Here is a 20,774-nt window from a genome sequence, read left to right on the forward strand (position 1 = left end):
TGCAAAAGAATACCTAGTAAAACGTATGTTCAGTATTAACCGGATCAATTAAAAAACTAAACAATAAATATTAAAAAACACAAATGGAACGTAGAGAATTTATCAAAAATGGTGCATTCACGGCTGCTGGTTTAACCGTCCTGCCAACCGGAAGTTTATTTGCGTCATCAGACAGCGGAAAAGTAAGATTAGGTTATATCGGTGTTGGTGCACGTGGTATGAGCCATATCTCTGAAGGTGCTTTAAGAGATGATGTAGAAATTGTGGCTATTTGCGATACCCAGGAAAGCTCACTTAAAATCTGTCGCAATTTTATAGCCAAAAAAGGTAGACCTGCAGCAACAGAATATACCGGGGGCTTAGATGCTTACAAAAAACTTTTAGACCGTAAAGATATTGATGCTGTAATTATAGCAACACCATGGCAGTTTCACCGCGATCAGGCAGTGGATGCCATGAAGGCTGGTAAATATGTAGGCTGCGAGGTAATTGCAGGTTTAAGTGTTCAAGATCATTGGGATATTGTAAACACTTCTGAAAAAACAGGAATGCCTTACATGACATTAGAAAACGTTTGTTACCGTAGAGACGTAATGGCGGCTTTAAATATGGTTAGGCAGGGTCTTTTCGGCGAATTGGTACACCTTGAAGGTGGTTACCAGCACAACTTAAGAAATGTGCTTTTTAACAACGGCAAAGATTATTATGGGGGTGGGGTAGAGTTTGGACCAAAAGCACTAAGCGAGGCACAATGGCGTACGCAGTTTAATATCGATCAGGATGGCGATTTATACCCAACCCACGGCGTAGGTCCGTTGATGCAATATGCAAACATTAACAGGGGAAACAGCTTTACCAGTTTGGTTTCGTTCAGCTCTAAGGCCAAAGGTTTGGCAGCTTATGTAGAAGAAATGTCGCCAGGCCACCCTAATGCCAAAATCAATTATAAAAATGGTGATGTTACCACTACATTGATTAACTGTGCAAACGGCGAAACCGTATTGTTAAGTCACGATACCCACCTGCCTCGTCCATATTCTATCGGTTTTAGGGTTCAGGGCACAAAAGGACTTTGGATGGATGTAAACAAATCGGTTTATATCGACCACAAATCGAAAAAAGACGATGTATGGGATCCGGCTCAGGAATGGTTTGCTAAATATGATCACCCCCTTTGGAAAAAATACGAAGCAGATGCTGTAGGCGCAGGTCACGGTGGTATGGATTGGTTTGTATTTAATGGCTTTATCCAGGCGGTAAAACAGAAAAAACAAACACCAATTGACGTATATGATTCAGTTACTATGAGTGTAATTACACCACTTTCTACCAAATCGTTAAAAGAAGGAAATATGCCACAAAAATTCCCTGATTTTACCAAAGGAAAATGGAAAGATCGTAAAAATACTTTCGCTTTAGACGATAGCGGTTTTTAGTCTCGATTGCGGGTATTGCTTATGGCTTGCCCGCATATTTTAATACGCAACTTTATTCAGGTTGATCAAATGGTTTGCCTGGAACAATTTTTATTCAAATATATATTAACATCTTATGTTTAAAGCAGTTTTAGGTGCTTATGGACTTAACGCAGAAAAAATTAAAATTGAACCTTTTGGCTCGGGTTTAATTAACCATACCTGGAAAGTTTACGGTGAAGGATTAGCCTATATCTTGCAAGAGGTAAACACAGAGGTTTTTCGCCAGCCTCAAAATATTGCTCAAAATATTGAGACAATAAAAAAATATCTCGATCAAACTGCCCCTAAATATCTATTTGTTGCCCCAATTGCGGCATCAAACGGAGATGATTTTGTGGTTATTGACAATCATTTTTACAGGGTTTTCCCATTTGTGGAAAATTCTTGCTCTATTGATTTTGTACATCAGCCTGAGCAGGCTTATCATGCTGCCAAGCAATTTGGTAAATTTACCAGGATGCTTTGTGCCTTCAATGTGCAAAAATTAAAGCCCACTATCGAAGATTTCCATAACCTGCCTTTGCGCGTAGAGCAGTTTAAAAAAGCATTGGAACAAGCTAGCGACGAAAGAATTTTTGAAGCAAAGTTTGCTGTTGAAGAGATTATCAGGCATTACGATATAGAAGAGCAATATGTGCATATGGTAGATAGCGGTGCGCTTAACTTACGTGTTGTACACCACGATACTAAAATTAGCAATGTATTACTACAGGCCGAAACCGGCGTGGGTTTATGCGTAATCGATTTAGATACAGTAATGCCCGGATACTTTATCAGCGATGTAGGTGATATGATGCGTACCTATCTCTCAGAGGCTAATGAAGAAGAAAAGGACTTTAGTAAAATAGCCATAAGAGAAGACGTTTTTGCCGCAATACATAAAGGTTATATGGAAGAAATGGATCAGGTTCTGACCTTTACCGAAAAGCAGTTCTTTATTTATTCGGGTAAATTTATGATCTACATGCAGGCGGTAAGGTTTATAGCCGATTTCTTAAACGGCGATATTTACTATAAAACTAATTATCCTGATCACAACTTGGTGAGGGGCTTAAATCAGATCGATTTACTGAATAAGTACATAGCCAAAGAATCGGAATTTGAAGGAATTATTAAGCAGATTAATGAAAATAGAGTGAGCGACTCTAAAACAATATTAAACTAATAAGGTAAAGGCAAGGTGTTCAGTTTTTATGCTTCATCGTTTAGGCTGGACATTCCTCTTACCTTTTTTATAGTTGCTTCGTATTCCGTTATCTCTTAATGGATTAGGTTTATGTTGAATAACGCGCAAACGTTTGATAAAGGCAAATATCAGCATTATTTGCTTTTATACTATTTGGTGTAAGATTTACCCGTTTAAATTATTTGTTTCTTGCTAAGGTCGAAGCAATCGCTTGGCCTTTCAGGGCAGGCAGCCTCCAGGCTATTAATTTTAAATACCCAATACTTCATTAGCGGATAGTTAAAACCATAGGAAACTACACTATCAATTAAAAGTCTACCGAGTTTATAATCTACGTGTAAGCTTTGCTGCAATAAATAGGTACCTGCTGATTTTAACGAAATACTTCCCAAAACCACGGTAAAAAAACGGACAAGCTGCCCACTGGTAGAGCTGTGGTAGCCGTCGTTACTTTTAAAAGCCCAGAAACGGTTAATACAGAAGTTAACCAATCCGCCAAGGGAACCTGAAATTAAAATAGAAATGGTAAAGTGGATATGCAGCCATTCGGTTAGTAGTATCATTAATCCATAATCGGTAATTCCGCCTGAAAAAGCCGATACCTGAGCTTTCAGAAAAAGCTTAACAGATGCCCAACTGATCATTCTTTTTCCTCCCGGTCTTTAGTGTCGCCTGCTTTTAAAAGTTTTAGTGTATCGATAATATTGATTAGCAATAACAATATGGTTACGGCAATGGCAAAATAGGTGATACTGCCTACAAACAGCGTTTCAGTAATAAGAATAAGTGAAATAATTACGCGTAACTCCGTTGGCCCTAAACGGCCTGAATCGATTTGATAAAAACCTGTTATTTTATAGCGTAGTTGACTAATGATCATCGACCAGCCATAAAGCACCACGAATAAAAATGCAAAAACCTGTGTTGTTTGGCTTGCGTAAAAGTAGTAGCCTAAGCCGATAAGAATAATGCTGAGCCAATCCATCACAATATCCAATGCAAATCCATACCATTTTCGGGCTATCTTGCGGTAATAAGCCAATCTGCCATCAAGTGAATCGCCAAGCCAATTGATGATAAGGCCTAAAATGCCTACCAATAAATAATTTCTCGAATGAAATCTGCCTAAAATAAAAGCCGAAAAAACGATTAACGATCCGAACATGCCAATACCTGTCATGATATTTGGCGTAATCCAGCCTGGAACTTTCTTAAGCAAAAATAAGATCAGCCTTTGTTCGCCCTTAAGTAGAATATTGGTTCGCTCGCGGTCTGAAAATACCCTTTTGTTATCTGCATTACCTTCTTTCTCTTTAATAATATCCTCCAATTTAATATCCCATTAATACAAAGCCGAATAACATAGCGGTTTCTGGTCGGTAAAATTTTAAACTGATTTTCTTAGGAATACCCTTAGCTAAAATACTTAGCCGTTTTAGTTTCCCTGATCTGACCAGGTAACTGAATAATAGAACAAATAACATAAATTATTTTACAATGCCCGCAAAACGTTGATAAAATACGGTCGGACTATTTTCATTTTTTGGCGCATATTTACCGGCAATAATTGGAATATAGATTACACGTCTTCTGCTTTCTTCACCTCGAATGGCCGATTCTGCAACTCTGTGCCACAATCGTCCATCATGGATGGTTAAATCTCCCGCTTCTGGCAATATTGATACTTCCTCAGCATCAGGTTTATTATCCAGGAAGTATTTTTTGCGAAAGAGCATTTGGTATATACTTTGTTTATGGGTGCCAGGGATAATTTTTAATCCGCCATTTTCAGGTTTTAAGGTACTGAGGTGAATCCCCACATTCAACATTGGGTTTAGTTTGGTGCCGTAGAAAATATCCCTTAAACCATCTGTGTGCCAGCCCATTTTGCTAAACTTACTTTCTGGACCGTTAATATAGTGGTTAAACACCATGCCATCTTTTTCTTCAGTGCCTAAACGTGCACCTTCACCTGCCAGTTGAAGCAAGGCGTTAAACCTTGGGTCTAATAACAGACCACTTAAGGTTTGGTGCTGTTGGTTTATAAAGGCAAAGCGCTGCACAATTGCCGAGCCATCAAGATCTTTTCCGTATTTAATCGGAACCCCATTTATTTTTTTGATATCTTGTTCGATCCATTTTTGTTCAACCTGTTTAGAGGCATCAATAATGGAATTAACTGTTTCTGGTTTGATGAAATTCTTAAAATGGATAAACCCATGTGTGTTAAAAAAATCAAGCTGTTCTTGTGTTAATTGTTCAGATAAGGTAAAGGTTGGATACGATGTGGCCATGTGTAAAAATTTAAAAGATTTAGGAAAAAGAAAATTGGAATTAGAATTATGCGCAGCAACAGCACATTCGCATTCGCGAGTGGTTTGGTACTGAAGGAAAATAAAACACGTTTGTTTTATTCGACATAATCTATAGAATTAGTAGTATTTAATACAAACGTAACATATTTTTAATATTCTAAAGAATTTTATTAGAAATATTTTAAAATATTTTTTTGAGAAGAGGAGTTCTAATCGTAGAAATCTAATAATAAGTGCAAATAGGGCAGGTTTCGGTCAATTGGTTAGCTTGTTATCACCTTGCTCCTCATACTTATCCGTGGTGTTGGATGTTCCCATCTGACACTCAGCTTTATTTTAAATGAAATAGATTTTTTTATTATTGGAGCGCAATTGCAGTAATCATAGGTTACTTTGTTCCCGTGTTTCGCTTTACGCTTCGCTTCGTCGTACTTCCTTGCTGCAGGGTAACGCTGCACCCGAGGCTAGATGGCCTAAACAGTATTTCATTTTTAGGGTTGTATAGTGTACCCACCTTTGTTTCTAAACCCGAATGTAATGAAAAGCCCGTAAACGAAGAATGAGTGCGGACTTGGAATGAAAAGCGGGACTGCACACCGCCAAGAACAACTGAATGTTCATTTCCTAATACCTGTCGCATTTGCTGTTATCGCCTTGCACCTCATACTTATCCGTGGTGTTGGATGTTCCCATCTGACACTCAGCTTTATTTTAAATGAGATAGATTTTTTTATTATTGGAGCGCAATTGCAGTAATCATAGGTTACTTTGTTCCCGTGTTTCGCTTTACGCTTCGCTTCGTCGTACCTCCTTGCTGCAGGGTAACGCTGCACCCGGGGCTAGATGGCCTAAACAGTATTTCATTTTTAGGGTTGTATAGTGTACCCACCTTTGTTCCTAAACCCGAATGTAATGAAAAGCCCGTAAACGAAGAATTAGTGCGGACTTGGAATGGAAAGCGGGACTGCACACCGCCAAGAACAACTGAATGTTCATTTCCTAATACCTGTCGCATTTGCTGTTATCGCCTGGCAGCTCATACTTAAACTTATTTCATTTTTGAAGTTGAGAGGTGCAGAATCCGCTGTTCTTAAACCCGATTGCAATGTAAAGCCCGGATCCCGATTTTTTCAATCGGGAGAGGACTTGAAATGAAAAGCAGGACTGCAGACCGCCAAGAGTAACTGAATGTTCATTTCCTAATACCTGTCGTATTTGCTGTTATCACCTGGCAGCTCATACTTAAACTTATTTCATTTTTGGGGTTGTATAGTGTACCCACCTTTGTTCCTAAACCCGATTGCAATGTAAAGCCCGGATCACGATTTTTTCAATCGGGAGAGGACTTGGAATGAAAAGCGGGACTGCACACGGCCAAGAACAACTGAATGTTCATTTCCTAATACCTGTCGCATTTGCTGTTATCACCTGGCACCCGATACATAAAATGAAACTAAGTCATATATGATCATTTGTATAGAAACATCTGACTGCGCCTAAACCGTAAACTTAAGTCTTATAAATGCCTGCGGCCATTTTTTCAATAAATCCTTTTGGTAAAATCCTGTTGGCGTATACACTGATGATATTGGTAAAACCCGGAATAATTTCAGATTTTTTGGCAAACATTCCTTTTATTGCAATTTCGGCCACTTCTTCAGGCTTCATGTTAAACTTTTCGGCCATTTTGTTAAATGCATCTAATCCGGCCCGGTGCGCAAAACCTGTATCAACAGGACCGGGGCTCAGGCAGCTCACTGAAACCGGGCCATCTTTAAGCTCGAATCTTAGTGCCCTCGTAAAAGATAAAATAAAGGCTTTAGTTGCCGAATAAATAGCCAAAGTTGGTACCGCCTGGTAGGCTGCAGTACTGCAAACGTTAAGGATGTATGCTTTTTTTTGTGTTGAAAGGATAGGAAGCAATAAATGGCACAATGAGGTTACGGTGGTCATATTTAATTGACACATTTCTAGCTGAGCACTTAAATCCAGTTCTTCAAATTTCCCCCATAGGCCATAACCTGCATTGTTGATCAGGATATGGATGGCATAATTTTCTTCAGTTATCCAGTTATATACTGCTTTTGGGGCTTGTGCCTGGCTAAGATCAATCGCCAGGATATGCACTTCAACCTCATATTCGTTTTTAATTGCTGTTTGTAAAACACTTAATTCATCAGCCGAGCGGGAAATAAGCAACAGGTTGATTTTTCTCTTGGCCAGTGCAATGGCCATCGATTTGCCAATACCTTTGCTGGCTCCCGTTATCATGGCGTAGGTAATCTTTGTTTCTGACATCTTTTTACTCAAAACGATTTACCACAAATATCAAATAAATTAAATCTTATGTCTCATTTATTTTAAAATGGCGCATGACTAAACACCAGTTAGCCATCTTTTTTGATTTATTATTTTTAATGAGTCTAAATAATGTTAGCTTTGCCGAAATTTAAAACTGCATGAAGCATCCTTACATAAAATTTTTTGCCATAGCTCTTATTATACTATCTACAACCACTCTCTTTGCTCAAACTGGAAAGGGAACAATTTGCGGAAAAGTTGTCGATTCGTTAGGGAACAGCATACCTTTCGCCAACATACAGGTTAAAAAGCAGAATCTTAAAACCACTTCTGATAAAACTGGAACATTTAAATTAACAGCTGTTTCTGTCGGAAACCAACAGGTTAAGGTTTCGATTACAGGTTACGATCAGCTTGAACAGGGTATATCAGTTACTGCAAATGATACAACCTGGGTAACATTAGTTTTAAAAGAACAGCGTTCAGATCTTAACGATGTTATTGTTTCGGCAAGCAGACGGCCAGAATCATTATCACAAACACCATCATCGGTAACTGTACTAACCGCAAAAGAATTAAATACACAATCTGCTATTAGTCCGAATCTAGCCAATATACTTTCTTACAGCGTACCTGGATTAGGCTTTTCTACCAATCAAACGGGTAACTCTGGTCAGACTTTGCGGGGTAGGAATGTTTTGGTACTAATTGATGGTATTCCACAATCTACCCCATTAAGAGCAGGAGGAAGGGATATCCGTAGTATAGATCCTTCAGTTATCGAGCGTGTTGAAGTGATTAAAGGTGCCACCGCCATTTATGGTAATGGTGCAGAAGGTGGTTTAATCAATTATATTACTAAAAAAGCCGATCAAGGAAGATCATTCGGAGGCTACACTCAAGCCGGAATTACAGGAAACCTAAAAGGCGATAGCACCATTGGCTACCGCTTTTCGCAACAGCTTTACGGTAAAGCAGGTAAATTTGATTATCTGGTAAGTGGTATGTTCGAAAAAACTGGTGTTTTCCGCGATGCTGAGGGTTTAGTGATCTCACCAGAATATGGTTTAGGCGAAACCGAATCTTACAACGGTTTTGTAAAGCTGGGTTATAATTTTACTACAAAACAACGTTTGCAGCTGATGTATAATTATTTCAGCTCGCGGCAGCATTCTAAGTATATAACCAAAGATGGCATTTACGGTCAATCGCCAGCTATTGGTATTTACGGAACAAGATTGGGTGAAGAAGAAGGGACAAGGTTTAACCACAATGCTAATTTACAATACACCAATCAGCAGATTTTCGGTAAAACTGATTTAACAGCCAACCTATATTACCAGGATTTTTATACCATTTATTCGAACTCGGCATCATTTTTCGGAGGCGGCCAATCAGCCATTACCTCTACCAAAAAAGGGGCAAGGGTAAACCTGAATACCCCTTTTAACGTTGTGCATCAGGTACCAATGCAATTAAATTATGGTTTGGATTTAATGAACGATAAAACTGCTCAAAGTTTAACTGACGGTCGTTTGTGGGTGCCTAATATGAATATGGTAAACTTTGCACCTTATTTACAGGCTTCTGCAATTTTTATTAATGATTTAACCATAAAAGGAGGTTTAAGGGTAGAAAATATTAACATTGATGTAGACGATTTTAATACCCTGGCTACCGGAGCAAACGGTGCGGGCAGCATAGCGGTGCAGGGCGGTAAATTAAATTACAACGCTTTGGTGTTTAATGCTGGTGCACGTTATTCTAAATTCAGGTTTTTTAATCCTTTTATCAGTTATGCACAATCGTTCTCGGTATTTGAGTTAGGCAGGGTGCTAAGGGCAGCAAAAAGTAACACTTTATCGCAATTAGAAACTAAACCTATTATTGTAAACAATTATGAAGCTGGTTTTAGCAGCAGCCTAGGCAAACTGAATTTCAGCGCAGCATATTACTACAGCACTTCTAAACTAGGCGCTAATCTTTTAGAAGTGAATGGTACCTACATCTCGCAACGTATTCCAGAGCGCGTATATGGATTCGAAATCCAGGCTGATTATCAAGTTTTAAAAGAGCTGAGTATCGGCGGTAACTATGCACAAGTAGAAGGAAAAGGAGATGTAGATAATGACGGTAATTTTAACGGAGAGAAAGATGTGTATTTAAATACAACGCGTATACCACCATCAAAAACCACTGTTTACCTTAAATATTCGGGCATTAAAAACTTAAGTTTGGATGTAAACTGGATGCGTGTAGGAAACCGTGACCGTTTTAAAACCAATGCTGCAGGTAAATATTTAATTGGCGAAGGTCCGGTAAAAGCCTTCAATTTATTTAATGTGGCAGCAGTATATCAGGTTACACAGCCTTTGAAACTATCAGTAGGCATAGAAAATTTATTGAATAAAGTTTATTACCCTGCTATTTCGCAGTTTTACGGCAGTAATGTAAATTATGTACGGGGTAATGGACGCAGATTTAACCTATCGTTAGGCTACGCTTTTTAGGTAATGAAGAACAGGGATTTTAAAAATGCCATCAGGAACATTCACCTGTGGTTGGGCCTGGCAACCGGTCTGGTAGTCATCATCATCAGTATTACCGGAGCGCTTTATGTTTTTGAAGAAGAAATCAGGGATTTTACACAAAAAGATTTCCGCTATGTAAATCTCCAACAGCAGCCTTTTGTAGGTTTAGATAAAGTTATTTCGGGATTCGAAAAACTTTCGCCTAAAGATGAATTAAGGCTGATCAGAATTGAAGATGCACGGCCAAATGCAACAGTCGAACTGACCAGTAAAAAGGGAATAGTCTATTATTTTAATCCCTATGATGCCACTTTAATAAAAAGAGGAGGAGAAGATTGGCTACAGGTTGTAGAGCATATCCATACCTCGCTATTGTTAGGTAAAACCGGGAAGTTTATTGTGCAGTGGTCGGTGGTTATTTTTGTACTGATGCTGATAACAGGATTAATACTTTGGTTCCCTGGCCAAATGCGGTTATTAAAACAATCGTTAACCATTAAGAGAAAAGCTTCATTTAAAAGACTAAATTACGATTTACACAACGTGTTGGGCTTTTATGCATCAGTTGTGCTACTGGTTACCGCTTTGAGCGGTTTGTACTTTGCTTTTAAAGAAGTAAAAAATGCAGCTAGCTTTTTTACGGGGAGTAAATTTGGACAAGGCAAAGCTATTGTTTTAGCCAAACCTACGCATATTGAGCCCTTACCTATACGCTATAATAAAATTTATACCGAAGCCAAAATTAAATATCCTGGTGCTATCTCCACTAGTTTTTCGTTGCGTGGTAAAGGCGAACTGCGGTTAAGAATGATTTACCCGTACCGTTGGGCACGCAGGCAAAATACCTTTTTTTATGAGGAAGGCACAGGCAGAATGATTAGGGCCAAACTGTATAAAGATTTTAATGGCGCCGATTTAATAGAAGCCACCAATTACGATCTGCACACGGGCAGGCTTTTAGGGCTCCCAAATAAAATCCTTTCTTGTTTAGCGGCTTTGGTTGCGGCGAGTTTGCCAGTTACCGGTTTTATCATCTGGTGGAAAAAAAGAAAAAAGCGCAAAAAGAAATAATAAAAGCTATAAAGCTGATTCGGCATACGCTTTAAGCTGGTTCAGCCCCGATTGGCAAAACTTCTGCTGCATGGCGAAATCAAGATCTGCAACAGGTTCAAAGATTTCGGTAAGCGTAACAGGGTTATTTCCTGTAAAGGTGATCAGGCTTTTCCGCTTATCGTCTAGTGTATAAGCAATTCGCTCATGCTCAATAACTTCGGTGTAAGTTCCGCTAAAGTCAAAACTTTCTGTTCCATCTTTTCTGGCCATAACATATAAAAAGCCACCTCCTAATACCAGGTTGTTTTCAATTTTTTTGCTAATCCATTCATCTGATGGAGCATTCCATTTAATGATGTGCTCGGGTTCATTCCAGATTTTCCAGATCAGGCTAATTGGCTGGTTTATTTCAACGCTGGCAGTTAAAGCATTCTTGTTCATACAAGCTAAATTAATTGTTTAAAGTATGCCTTTAGATGGTCATTAGCGACAAATTAAAGGGTGATTTGAGCGGAATTAAAGATATTGTTTAAAGAAAACAGGAATCTTTTTCATCTGTTTTTCAGATATAAGGTGTATGATTATATAGCTAAAGCAAACAAAAATTGCTTTACTGGTGTAATTATAGTTCCTCTAACACGGGAGTAATTGGAAAGGGGTAAACATGGATGTGGCTACCCTTTTCTCTTTTAACAACATTTTAAGCAGCAAACTTGTTTCGTTCATTTTGTTCAGTGTGGTTTGGCAGAATTTGAAATAAAAAGAAGTGTTTTTGCAAAAAACAAAAGAGAAGTTCTATGTGCTTAACTTTAGCTCTGTTATTATATAACATTTTCTATTTTTCATCACTTTATATTTTTTGTACCCTTGTAAAAAAATACAATGGAAAAACCACTGATATGCATAACCTATTGCCCCAAATGTGGCTGGATGTTACGATCGGCTTACATGGCGCAAGAAATTTTAACCACTTTTGTAGATGAGGTAAAGGGGGTAACGTTAATCCCCAGTGAAACATCAGGCGTTTTTACTGTTCACGTTAGCGATAAACTAATTTTCGACAGAAAGAAGATGCAACGCTTTCCTGAAATCAAAGAATTAAAACAGCTTATTCGAGATGAAGTGAATCCAAGCATGAACCTTGGACACTCTGATATAAAATAATCCATTGATGATAATAAGCTAATAGAATTGTGGAGTTTAGCTTTATTGAGCAAGAAGCTGATTACCTACATGATAATCCGATAGTGGCAGGTTTTGTTAACGAGGCCTGGCATTGGAAATATAGCAGCGTAATAGATTATAGTGAGGGTAAGGGGCTGATAGACTTAGAAGAGTTGTAGTAAAAATGGCACACGCGGCACGCGTGCGCCAGCGAGGGGACCTGAGAACAGGTAAGGAGATAATAGTTGATCCATCTATTTTCAAATTGAAAATAAAAGATTCCTATAGCATAGCTGATTTTTCTAAATTTGATCCTGAAACCTTAGGAACAACCAAAGAAGCTTTATTTAAAAGTTCATATCATTCATTTAAAAATAAACTAAAATAACATGGGTAGGACAAGAAAGGTAGAATTTATATACGGCGATATATATAAAGATATAGATTTTGGTACTTATGCCTTAATGATGTATTATGCTAAACAATTAAATTCAACGAAAGCAGAAATTTTTTTTAATGCCACGTTAACTGAATATGGGTTTAGGGCAGAGCATGATTTATCAACAGGAAATTTGGATGGTATTGATGATTTAGAAGCACATTTTATACCTCAAGAGATAAGGGACTCTATTATTTTTATAGATAATGAACTTATACCAGCACTTAATAATGAAACTTTGAATCTAATTGAAAAATATGGTGGTAGAGATAATTTTTATAAACTTTTCTATACTAATCCTGGTTATTTGATTGCCTTGGGATTAAATGATGATGAATTTTATTTTGATATACCAAGCTCAATTGTTGCTTTTTTAGGTCGTTTAAAAGTTGTTTTGGAACTTGCTTTAAATGCCAATACACCTTACGAAGTTTTTATTCATTAAATCCCGCACGTGTACAGTATTAAACCCTCTGTGGCTTACACGACCATATGTGTAATATATTAATTACAACAATTCACTACTTTTATCAAAGAGCTCGTAATTCCAGCGGTCCATTACTATCCCTCGCTAGCGCAAGTCTTAGCGGGCAAGGCGGTGCGCTGTATGACTTGTGCTTTTAAATGCTTTATTATCTCTTGTAATCATTTATCTTTAATCATGAGTATAAAATATAAGTTTCATGATTCAACAGCAATATACTTTGTTTCTTTTGCAGTTGTGGGCTGGATTGATGTTTTTACACGTACGGTTTACAGAGACCTCCTACTGGAAAGTTTAACTTATTGTAGAAAAGAAAAAGGCCTTAATCTGCATGCCTGGGTAATTATGAGCAACCATGTACATTTAATTGTGAGTAGCAGAGAGGGATATTTATTGGCTAACATTATGCGCGATTTAAAGAAGTATTCAGCAGTTAGGATCTTAAAGGAAATAAAAGACTGTTCGATTGAAAGCAGAAAAGAATGGATGCTTTACTTGTTTGCTAAAGCCGGGCAACAAAACAGCAATAATAAAAACTTTCAGTTTTGGCGGCAGGATAATCATCCCATTGAATTAGATCCTTATTCGAATATGTTCGAAGAACGGATTAATTATCTGCATAATAATCCGGTTGAGGCTGGCTTGGTGGCAAATGCCTCAGACTATTTATACTGTAGTGCTATAGATTACGAAGGAGGGAAAGGATTGTTTGGAATTGATCTATTGGTTTAACCACGGCACAAGTCGGGCCGCTGCTTAGGGCCGGGACGCTAAGACTTGCGCCAGAATGGGTTTTGCAGTTTTGTTAAAGGGTGAAAATCGTTTTGATAATTTTCCTGAGCTTCCATTTAAATTTTAATATAAAATGAGCGTACAAATAAGATATAAAAATATTGCGGGTAACTTAATTACCTCTCAGCAAGTACAAAATTTAGATTATTTTGATAAAATAACTTTTGTAGATGATCAAATAAAAATGATTGAGTCTAAAATTAAAATAAAAAATGGTTCACGCACTACAATTTCATACTATTTGAGCAATAGCGAGAATAAGCAGGAAATACTTAATAAATTCACCGATGCTGATAAAAATCAAAATTGTAATATAAGTTTTAACAAACAAAGTTTCGGAGACTTTAGTATTTGGGATGAAGAAGTATATTCAAAAGAAGGTGTTTTAATGCATATAGGTAAACATACTTTAGACGTCAGGGGAGAGTCATCTTTTCATGTGGTTTTGATCTCCAAACCAATCAGTTACTGGATAGATCATTTAAAAGTTACTATTTGGGAGATGATATAATTTTTACTTTTACTTATGATAATGATGGTAGTATAATAACTATAACAGATCATGAAGATCGATTTGGTTATTATGCCGCGCTTGATTTACAACAATTCACAGAAGAACCAATGATTCAGGACAGTTTTTTTCCATGGAATGAGCATCCTTATTATCATTCTGCCTATCCTTTTTTACCTAATACACCAACTATTTAACTATGCCAAATCTATTAGATAAAATAATTATCATTGATGTGGAATCTACCTGTTGGGAAGGAGCACCCCTGCGGGTATGGAAAGCGATATTATAGAAATTGGTATCTGTTTACTGGATATACAAACTGGAGAGATAACAGACAACAAAGGGATTTTGGTCAACCCGGAACGGTCTATTATCAGTCCTTTCTGTACCGGACTTACCACCATTACACCAGAAATGGTTGTTAAGGATGGAATATCATTTAAAGAGGCCTGTTCCGTATTAAGAAAAGAATATATATCCCAGAAAAGGGTATGGGCAAGTTTTGGCGCTTACGATTTAAAGCAATTTCAACGTCAGTGTTCGGCAATGGGTGTAGGATTTCCGTTTGGGCCATCGCATATAAATGTTAAAACTTTGTTTGCCTTAAAAAACAAATTAGGAAATGAAGAAGGCATGGCTGGTGCACTTAAAATGTTGCAGATCCCATTAAAAGGTACCCACCACCGTGGAATAGATGATGCCTTTAATATTGCAAAAATTTTAAACTGGATTTTAAATAATTAATTATTCTTTTACTACTCCCTACTAGCGCAAGTCTTAGTGTCGAGGCTAGCGGGGCTGGATGACTTGTGCTATCATTATTGATCTTAATAAGTATATATGTTGTTAACTGCGCTGATATAACTGTTAACTGCAAGCATAAACCTACCAACTGCAAGTATAATGTTATTAACTGCGCTGACAGAACTATCGACTGCAAGTATAGAACTATCGACTGCATTAATAAAGTTGCCTACCTCTCCGATAAAGTTGCTAACTGCGTTTATAGAACTGCGAACTGCTAGTATAATGTTATTAACTGCGCTGATAGAACTATCGACTGCAAGTATAGAACTATGAACTGCAAGTATAGAACTATGAACTGCAAGTATAGAGTTGTGAACTGCAAGATCAGAACTATGAACTGAAAGTATAGAACTATCAACTGCAAGCATAAACCTAACAACTGCAACTATAATGTTGTTAACTGCGCTGATAGAACTGTTAACTGCAAATTCTGAACCATCAACTGCAAGTTCTGAACTACCTTCATTTATGCCTTATCTGAGCAAAAATATTTTGTAGATTGATTTATTGTATTTATCTTGCCTATGCTAAATGATAATTAACATATTTTACTAATCTTAACAAGAGAAGCAATTAAGTAAGCAATTCAATTTTTAACAATATTCCTGAGACGAGCGGTAGTCCCGCATCTATATTTTCTCTGTAAAGAGTTAATTGTCGTTTAGCAGCGTCTCAGGATCTTTTTATCAATGTTATGCTAAACGACAATTGTAAAAACCCAAGCACACAGCTCCCAAATGAGGTAGCAGCTGTAACAGAATTCAGGAAACTGATGGAAACCTATTTCGATATGATTAGTTTATCGGATGTGAATCAATTCCTTACTGAAATGCTTAGCGCAGCTATCGGGCCCGATCCGCGCTCTGGCAAACACAAACCCATTACTATTGCCAACGCCCTTTATGATGTAAATAATATCATCAGCCTGCTTACCAAAACAAAACTTTTGGCCAATGAAGAAACCTTTCAGCGTTATGCCATAAACCTGGGTTATCACCTACAAGCTGTTGGCAAATTTGATGTGGAGCATCTTTCTGAACTATTATATGTTGGATTAAATGCCTACATCTTTCAGGATGATGATTTTGAAGGTGCAACCTTAAAATTTTCTGCCGAAATTACTACCGCATATAAAATGATTTATGATTGGCTGTCAGACTGCGATGCCTGGTGTAAGTCTGTTGAGTGTGATGAATGTGATGAAACTATCGGTTTAGCAGCTACACTATAACCGTTCAAATTTTAATTGGCCATTTAACTTATACAGCTATGAGGGAAAATACCCCTCCTAATTTAGGAGGGGCGCCCAACCAGCTTATTTTTTACCCCCCCCTCGCTGGCGCACGCGTGCCGCGTGTGACAATTTAAACCAGAAATATATTTTATTTTTTCAAATCTAAGTAAGCCCCTACTTGCTACAATCATCTATTTTTGGTTTACTATAGTTTATTCATGTTTTGAACAGGCATTAAGCGTATGAGAAGTTATACTGTTTTTGCTATTTAATCCTAAGCAATAGTGCTTAGCTGAGTTTTAGGAAAATATGTATATTCGTTTCGTACCAAGTAATACTACGGTACTGTTTTCTCTATGTTCCTTATTCAAAAAAAAACGGCCTGCTTCATACTCTTTTTATGTATGGGTGCAGGTATTTGTTTTGCCCAGTCTCCAGCTGTTCCCCTTAAATACTTGGGGGTAGAAAGTGGTCTGTCTAACAATGTGGTAAATTCCTTGTATCTAGATCATTTCGGGTTTATGTGGATGGGTACCTATGACGGATTAAACCGTTACGATGGCTATCACTTTAAGGTTTTCAGGAATGGATGGGGAGATGAACATTCATTGGTAAATAACCATATTACCGTACTGAATGGAGATGCGAATAACAGGGTTTGGGTAGGTACACAAAAGGGCATCTCATATTATGATTATGCTGATTCCAAGTTTCATCAATTGATTTATCTGGATAAAGGCAGAAAAAATGAGGTAAGCTATGCTATTAATTCCATTGCAATAAGTCAAGCTTTAGTTGTTTATGTGGCTACTGAAGAAAAAGGCCTGTTCATGCTCAAAAAGAATAGTGGTGCTGCAGAACGGATACCATATGGGAAAAATTTCGATTTTACTGTAAAAGCTTTATATATAGATGAAGATCAAAACCTTTGGCTTTTTATAAAAGATGTAGGGCTTTGTAGGTATGACAGTGATAAAAATACACTCCGTTTAGTAACCACTGCGGTACGTTCGGTAACTAGCATTACAAAAGGTACTAACCAAATGCTTTGGGTTGGAACAGAGCGGGGACTTTTTAAGTTCGATAAAGCAAAAAGTATTCTTACCAAATTTGACCAGCATTTAAGTAATGAGAATATTATGAGTTTGCTGTTTGATCGGAAACAAAAGCTCTGGATTTCGACTGATGGGGGAGGGATTACCGTTTATGACACAAAAAATCAAAAAACAGATTACCTGTCTGCAGGAAAAGAAAAAGGTTTATTGAGCAGTAATTCTATTGCACAGGTTTACGAAGACCGCGAATCCAGAAAGTGGATTGCGACCTTACGAGGTGGGGTTAATATCATTGATCCGGAAAATGAGCAGTTTACCACCATTAAACATGATCCATTAAAAAGTAATTCCTTAATTAACAACTTTGTACTCTCCTTTTGTGAAGATGAGAATAAAAATATTTGGATTGGGACTGATGGGGGTGGCTTAAGTGTTTGGAACCGAAAGCAGAACACTTTTGCTAATTATGCTAAAACCAGCGATCCAAACTCTTTAACCAGTAATTTTGTGACCAGTATTTTAAACGATGCAGATCACAACGTTTGGGTGGCCAGTTTTAGCGGAGGGATAGATCGTTTTAATAAAACAACCGGAAAATTTGTTCACTATAACTGTTATAATACTTTTAAAGGTATCGATGACATTAATATTTGGAAGCTTTATCAAGATAAACAACAAAATATTTGGGTAGGCACCACAAAAGGCGGCGCATTGTATCGTTATAATAAAAGCGCTGATAAATTTGAACTTTTCGACCATAAATTAAAGGATATTCATAGCTTGTTCCAGGATTCGAAAGGCAGACTTTGGGCAGGTAATTATACCGAACTGATTGAAATAGATCCAATAAACAAGAGACATCGTTATACGAAGATCAACTTTGCCATTAGGGCCATTCAGGAAGATTTTAATCATCAAATATGGATCGGCACAGAGGGTGGAGGTTTATTGCTTTTTGACCCCGAAACCAAAAAAATAAAGCGATATATCCAGAGTGATGGATTGCCCAGTAATTCGGTGCTTAATATCCTTCAGGATACAAAAGGTAATTTGTGGTGCAGTACCTACAATGGCTTATCGAAATTTGATGTTACGCACCATAATTTTAAAAACTATTTTGCTACTGATGGTTTACAGAGCAATCAATTCAATTATAATGCAGCATTAAAGCTTACCAATGGTGATTTTTTATTTGGTGGAATTGGTGGTTTTAACTTGTTTTCGCCCGATAGCATCAAGAAAAATAAAAGGATACCTAAAATGGTGCTGACTGATTTTAGGATCAATAATATCCCGCTCGATCAGGATTCGAGTTATAACGATATTTCTATTGTTAATTTAGCACGTATCGAAATCCCATTTAATGCTGCAGTGATTTCTATTGATTATGCAGCTATAGAATTCTCTTTTCAGGATCAGATTTCTTACGCCTATTACCTGGAAGGTTGGGACAGAGACTGGAATTATGTAAACAAATTAAGTACAGCCTATTACTCAAGGTTAAATGAGGGCGAGTATAAACTGCACATTAAAAGTACCGATACCGAAGGTGCCTGGAGCAACAATGAAAAAATAGTAATCATTAAGATTTTACCACCTTGGTACCGTACCTGGTGGGCTTATACCATTTACCTCATTCTAGGATCGTCATTATTTTATCTTTTTCAAACCTATCGTAACCGCCAGAGAAGGTTAAAACACGAGGTGGAGATTACCAACCTTAAAATGGAGCGTGAAAAGGACCTGAATGAGAAAAAATTAAGTTTTTTTACCAATATTTCGCACGAGCTGAGAACGCCGTTAACCTTAATCGTTAATCCGATTAAAGATATTATCCATAAAAAAGACCCAGGGCCTGAAAAAAACGATTTAAATGTAGTTTATCGCAATTCGAGACGTTTATTAAGCCTGGTAGATCAGTTATTGCTATTTAGAAAGACTGAAAGTGAGAATGATACCTTAAAAATTGTAAGGATCAACCTGTACAGATTTACCAACGAGATTTTTCTCTGCTTTAATTATTTGGCAAAGCAGAACCACATCGAATATACTTTTGAGTGCGAAGAAGAAGACCTGGATATTTATGCCGATAAGGATAAACTCGAAATTGTTTTTTTTAACCTGCTCTCTAATGCACTTAAGTTTACTCCAAAAGGTGGTTTTGTGAAATTTAGTGTTAAAACCATCGGTATGCGGGTGCATATTGAGGTGAGTGATAGTGGTCCAGGCATACCTGTAGATGTGGGTGAAAAATTGTTCGATAAGTTTTATAAGGTGATGTCAAACGAATCGTTAAAGATGGGGTTTGGCATTGGGCTTTATCTGGCCAAAAACTTTGTAGAATTGCACAAGGGTAAAATTTCGTTCCGCTCCAATCAGGGGATGGGCACCATATTTTTGATCGATATTCCGGTTGGGGAACCAAACTTGCAACAAAGCGGTGTTTTCCAGAACGAGTTAACCTACGTAAACGAGCTCATTGCACAAGAGGAAGAAGCAGAAAATAACGATGCCGAGAATGTGGGCAACCTCGAATTGCTCATCTCAGATTTGCACTCGATTTTGGTTATTGATGATAACCCCGAAATTATCGATTACATCAAGCACATTTTTCAGGATAATTTCAAAATTTACAAGGCCGAAAATGGTACAGATGGACTAAAACTCTGTAAAGAATATTTGCCTGATATCGTTATATCTGATGTAAATATGGATGGCCTTAACGGTATCGAACTCTGTAAGGCGATTAAAGACGATTCTGCCCTAAGCCATATTCCGGTAATTCTGTTAACTGGCGACCCTAGTCCGGAGATAAAACTTAAAGGAATTGAAGTTGGTGCCTACGATTTTATAGGTAAACCATTCGATAAAGAACTCTTTACGGCCAAAATTAATAGCATTATTAAAAACAGGACCAATCTTCAGTCTTATTTCTACAATGAAATAACCTTAAAAAGTGATGCCCATAAAGTATCACAAGAAGATAAGGGCTTTCTTCAAAAATGCATTATGATTATTGAAGAAAACCTGATGGAAGACAGCTTTAATGTAAAAACACTGGCATCTGACCTTGGAATGAGTCATTCTAATCTCTACAAAAGGATCAAAGCCACTTCAGGCCAATCGATAAATGGTTTTATCCGTTTCATCAGGTTAAGAAAGGCTGCCGAGTTGTTAATTAATACCAATTTAAATATTAACGAAGCTGCTTTTAGAGTGGGAATAAATGATAGTAAATATTTTAGAGAGCAGTTTCAAAAGTTGTTTAAACTAACACCTTCTGAGTTTATTAAGAAACACAGGAAAAGTTTTCATAAATACTATAATATTAATGCTACAACATAAAAGTTACCCTAATTTAGGCTTTTAAAGGCATTTATCTTAAAACGCCCCCTGCAAAGTGTGATTTAGCCCCCTGTAT

General features: G+C 37.4%; 18 protein-coding genes. 13 read left to right on the forward strand and 5 right to left on the reverse strand.

Annotated elements, in window-relative coordinates; genetic code table 11:
* Positions 1 to 83: 83 nt before the first annotated feature.
* Positions 84 to 1,436 carry a Gfo/Idh/MocA family protein gene (locus tag H9N25_RS06250; protein WP_167293884.1) on the forward strand — a complete coding sequence of 451 codons (1,353 nt, stop codon included), beginning with the start codon at positions 84 to 86 and terminating at the stop codon, positions 1,434 to 1,436.
* Positions 1,437 to 1,551: 115 nt separating this feature from the next.
* Positions 1,552 to 2,643 carry a phosphotransferase enzyme family protein gene (locus H9N25_RS06255; protein WP_167293885.1) on the forward strand — a complete coding sequence of 364 codons (1,092 nt, stop codon included), beginning with the start codon at positions 1,552 to 1,554 and terminating at the stop codon, positions 2,641 to 2,643.
* 194 nt (positions 2,644 to 2,837) lie between these two features.
* On the opposite strand, the gene H9N25_RS06260 is transcribed toward H9N25_RS06255, so the two are convergent.
* From H9N25_RS06260 to H9N25_RS06275, 4 genes are all read right to left on the reverse strand, one after another.
* On the reverse strand, positions 2,838 to 3,308 hold the full coding sequence (locus tag H9N25_RS06260; protein WP_190328312.1) for a GtrA family protein: 471 nt from the start codon (positions 3,306 to 3,308) through the stop codon (positions 2,838 to 2,840).
* Positions 3,305 to 3,994: a CDP-alcohol phosphatidyltransferase family protein gene (locus H9N25_RS06265; protein WP_190328313.1), complete on the reverse strand. Its 690-nt coding sequence runs from the start codon at positions 3,992 to 3,994 to the stop codon at positions 3,305 to 3,307. The genes H9N25_RS06260 and H9N25_RS06265 overlap by 4 nt, the downstream gene beginning before the upstream one ends.
* A 157-nt stretch (positions 3,995 to 4,151) precedes the next feature.
* Complete coding sequence (locus H9N25_RS06270; protein ID WP_167293887.1) at positions 4,152 to 4,958, reverse strand: phytanoyl-CoA dioxygenase family protein; 807 nt, start codon at positions 4,956 to 4,958, stop codon at positions 4,152 to 4,154.
* Positions 4,959 to 6,488: 1,530 nt separating this feature from the next.
* Positions 6,489 to 7,277 (reverse strand): SDR family NAD(P)-dependent oxidoreductase, encoded by a 789-nt coding sequence (locus tag H9N25_RS06275; RefSeq protein ID WP_190328314.1) that lies wholly within the window; start codon positions 7,275 to 7,277, stop codon positions 6,489 to 6,491.
* Positions 7,278 to 7,438: 161 nt separating this feature from the next.
* Here H9N25_RS06275 and H9N25_RS06280 point away from each other — a divergent pair, with 161 nt between their 5' ends.
* Both H9N25_RS06280 and H9N25_RS06285 read left to right on the forward strand, forming a co-directional pair.
* On the forward strand, positions 7,439 to 9,790 hold the full coding sequence (locus H9N25_RS06280; protein WP_190328315.1) for a TonB-dependent receptor: 2,352 nt from the start codon (positions 7,439 to 7,441) through the stop codon (positions 9,788 to 9,790).
* A gap of 3 nt (positions 9,791 to 9,793) precedes the next feature.
* On the forward strand, positions 9,794 to 10,882 hold the full coding sequence (locus H9N25_RS06285) for a PepSY-associated TM helix domain-containing protein (RefSeq protein ID WP_223833627.1): 1,089 nt from the start codon (positions 9,794 to 9,796) through the stop codon (positions 10,880 to 10,882).
* A gap of 6 nt (positions 10,883 to 10,888) precedes the next feature.
* On the opposite strand, the gene H9N25_RS06290 is transcribed toward H9N25_RS06285, so the two are convergent.
* Positions 10,889 to 11,305, reverse strand: coding sequence for an SRPBCC domain-containing protein (locus H9N25_RS06290; protein ID WP_190328316.1), 417 nt, complete (start codon positions 11,303 to 11,305; stop codon positions 10,889 to 10,891).
* 441 nt (positions 11,306 to 11,746) lie between these two features.
* Between H9N25_RS06290 and H9N25_RS06295 the strand changes: the two genes are divergently transcribed.
* The 9 genes from H9N25_RS06295 (at position 11,747) to H9N25_RS06335 (ending at position 20,698) form a co-directional block, all read left to right on the forward strand.
* Positions 11,747 to 12,028: a SelT/SelW/SelH family protein gene (locus H9N25_RS06295; RefSeq protein ID WP_190328317.1), complete on the forward strand. Its 282-nt coding sequence runs from the start codon at positions 11,747 to 11,749 to the stop codon at positions 12,026 to 12,028.
* 29 nt (positions 12,029 to 12,057) lie between these two features.
* Positions 12,058 to 12,207 (forward strand): hypothetical protein, encoded by a 150-nt coding sequence (locus H9N25_RS06300; protein WP_190329226.1) that lies wholly within the window; start codon positions 12,058 to 12,060, stop codon positions 12,205 to 12,207.
* 210 nt (positions 12,208 to 12,417) lie between these two features.
* Positions 12,418 to 12,912, forward strand: a complete 495-nt coding sequence (locus H9N25_RS06305; protein WP_190328318.1) for a hypothetical protein — start codon at positions 12,418 to 12,420, stop codon at positions 12,910 to 12,912.
* Between the two features lie 216 nt (positions 12,913 to 13,128).
* Positions 13,129 to 13,683, forward strand: a complete 555-nt coding sequence (locus H9N25_RS06310; RefSeq protein WP_190328319.1) for an REP-associated tyrosine transposase — start codon at positions 13,129 to 13,131, stop codon at positions 13,681 to 13,683.
* A gap of 133 nt (positions 13,684 to 13,816) precedes the next feature.
* The gene (locus H9N25_RS06315; protein ID WP_190328320.1) at positions 13,817 to 14,254 is read left to right on the forward strand and encodes a hypothetical protein; all 438 of its coding nucleotides are present in this window, start codon (positions 13,817 to 13,819) and stop codon (positions 14,252 to 14,254) included.
* Positions 14,239 to 14,451, forward strand: a complete 213-nt coding sequence (locus tag H9N25_RS06320; protein WP_190328321.1) for a hypothetical protein — start codon at positions 14,239 to 14,241, stop codon at positions 14,449 to 14,451. The genes H9N25_RS06315 and H9N25_RS06320 overlap by 16 nt, the downstream gene beginning before the upstream one ends.
* 76 nt (positions 14,452 to 14,527) lie before the next feature.
* Positions 14,528 to 15,001, forward strand: a complete 474-nt coding sequence (locus tag H9N25_RS06325) for a 3'-5' exonuclease (RefSeq protein ID WP_223833628.1) — start codon at positions 14,528 to 14,530, stop codon at positions 14,999 to 15,001.
* A gap of 757 nt (positions 15,002 to 15,758) precedes the next feature.
* Entirely contained in the window at positions 15,759 to 16,295 is a 537-nt protein-coding gene (locus tag H9N25_RS06330) for a hypothetical protein (protein WP_190328322.1), read from the forward strand.
* Positions 16,296 to 16,702: 407 nt separating this feature from the next.
* Positions 16,703 to 20,698: a two-component regulator propeller domain-containing protein gene (locus H9N25_RS06335; RefSeq protein WP_190328323.1), complete on the forward strand. Its 3,996-nt coding sequence runs from the start codon at positions 16,703 to 16,705 to the stop codon at positions 20,696 to 20,698.
* Positions 20,699 to 20,774 lie beyond the last annotated feature (76 nt).

The sequence above is a fragment of the Pedobacter riviphilus genome (assembly GCF_014692875.1).
GTDB classification, from domain to species: Bacteria; Bacteroidota; Bacteroidia; order Sphingobacteriales; family Sphingobacteriaceae; genus Pedobacter; species Pedobacter riviphilus.

Bases quoted from the DNA above. Each gene is read 5' to 3' on its own strand.
- H9N25_RS06250 (WP_167293884.1), top strand. From the start codon at position 84: ATGGAACGTAGAGAATTTATCAAAAATGGTGCATTCACGGCTGCTGGT.
- H9N25_RS06255 (WP_167293885.1), top strand. From the start codon at position 1,552: ATGTTTAAAGCAGTTTTAGGTGCTTATGGACTTAACGCAGAAAAAATT.
- H9N25_RS06260 (WP_190328312.1), bottom strand. From the start codon at position 3,308: ATGATCAGTTGGGCATCTGTTAAGCTTTTTCTGAAAGCTCAGGTATCG.
- H9N25_RS06270 (WP_167293887.1), bottom strand. From the start codon at position 4,958: ATGGCCACATCGTATCCAACCTTTACCTTATCTGAACAATTAACACAA.
- H9N25_RS06275 (WP_190328314.1), bottom strand. From the start codon at position 7,277: ATGTCAGAAACAAAGATTACCTACGCCATGATAACGGGAGCCAGCAAA.
- H9N25_RS06280 (WP_190328315.1), top strand. From the start codon at position 7,439: ATGAAGCATCCTTACATAAAATTTTTTGCCATAGCTCTTATTATACTA.
- H9N25_RS06285 (WP_223833627.1), top strand. From the start codon at position 9,794: ATGAAGAACAGGGATTTTAAAAATGCCATCAGGAACATTCACCTGTGG.
- H9N25_RS06290 (WP_190328316.1), bottom strand. From the start codon at position 11,305: ATGAACAAGAATGCTTTAACTGCCAGCGTTGAAATAAACCAGCCAATT.
- H9N25_RS06295 (WP_190328317.1), top strand. From the start codon at position 11,747: ATGGAAAAACCACTGATATGCATAACCTATTGCCCCAAATGTGGCTGG.
- H9N25_RS06305 (WP_190328318.1), top strand. From the start codon at position 12,418: ATGGGTAGGACAAGAAAGGTAGAATTTATATACGGCGATATATATAAA.
- H9N25_RS06310 (WP_190328319.1), top strand. From the start codon at position 13,129: ATGAGTATAAAATATAAGTTTCATGATTCAACAGCAATATACTTTGTT.
- H9N25_RS06315 (WP_190328320.1), top strand. From the start codon at position 13,817: ATGAGCGTACAAATAAGATATAAAAATATTGCGGGTAACTTAATTACC.
- H9N25_RS06325 (WP_223833628.1), top strand. From the start codon at position 14,528: ATGGAAAGCGATATTATAGAAATTGGTATCTGTTTACTGGATATACAA.
- H9N25_RS06330 (WP_190328322.1), top strand. From the start codon at position 15,759: ATGCTAAACGACAATTGTAAAAACCCAAGCACACAGCTCCCAAATGAG.
- H9N25_RS06335 (WP_190328323.1), top strand. From the start codon at position 16,703: ATGGGTGCAGGTATTTGTTTTGCCCAGTCTCCAGCTGTTCCCCTTAAA.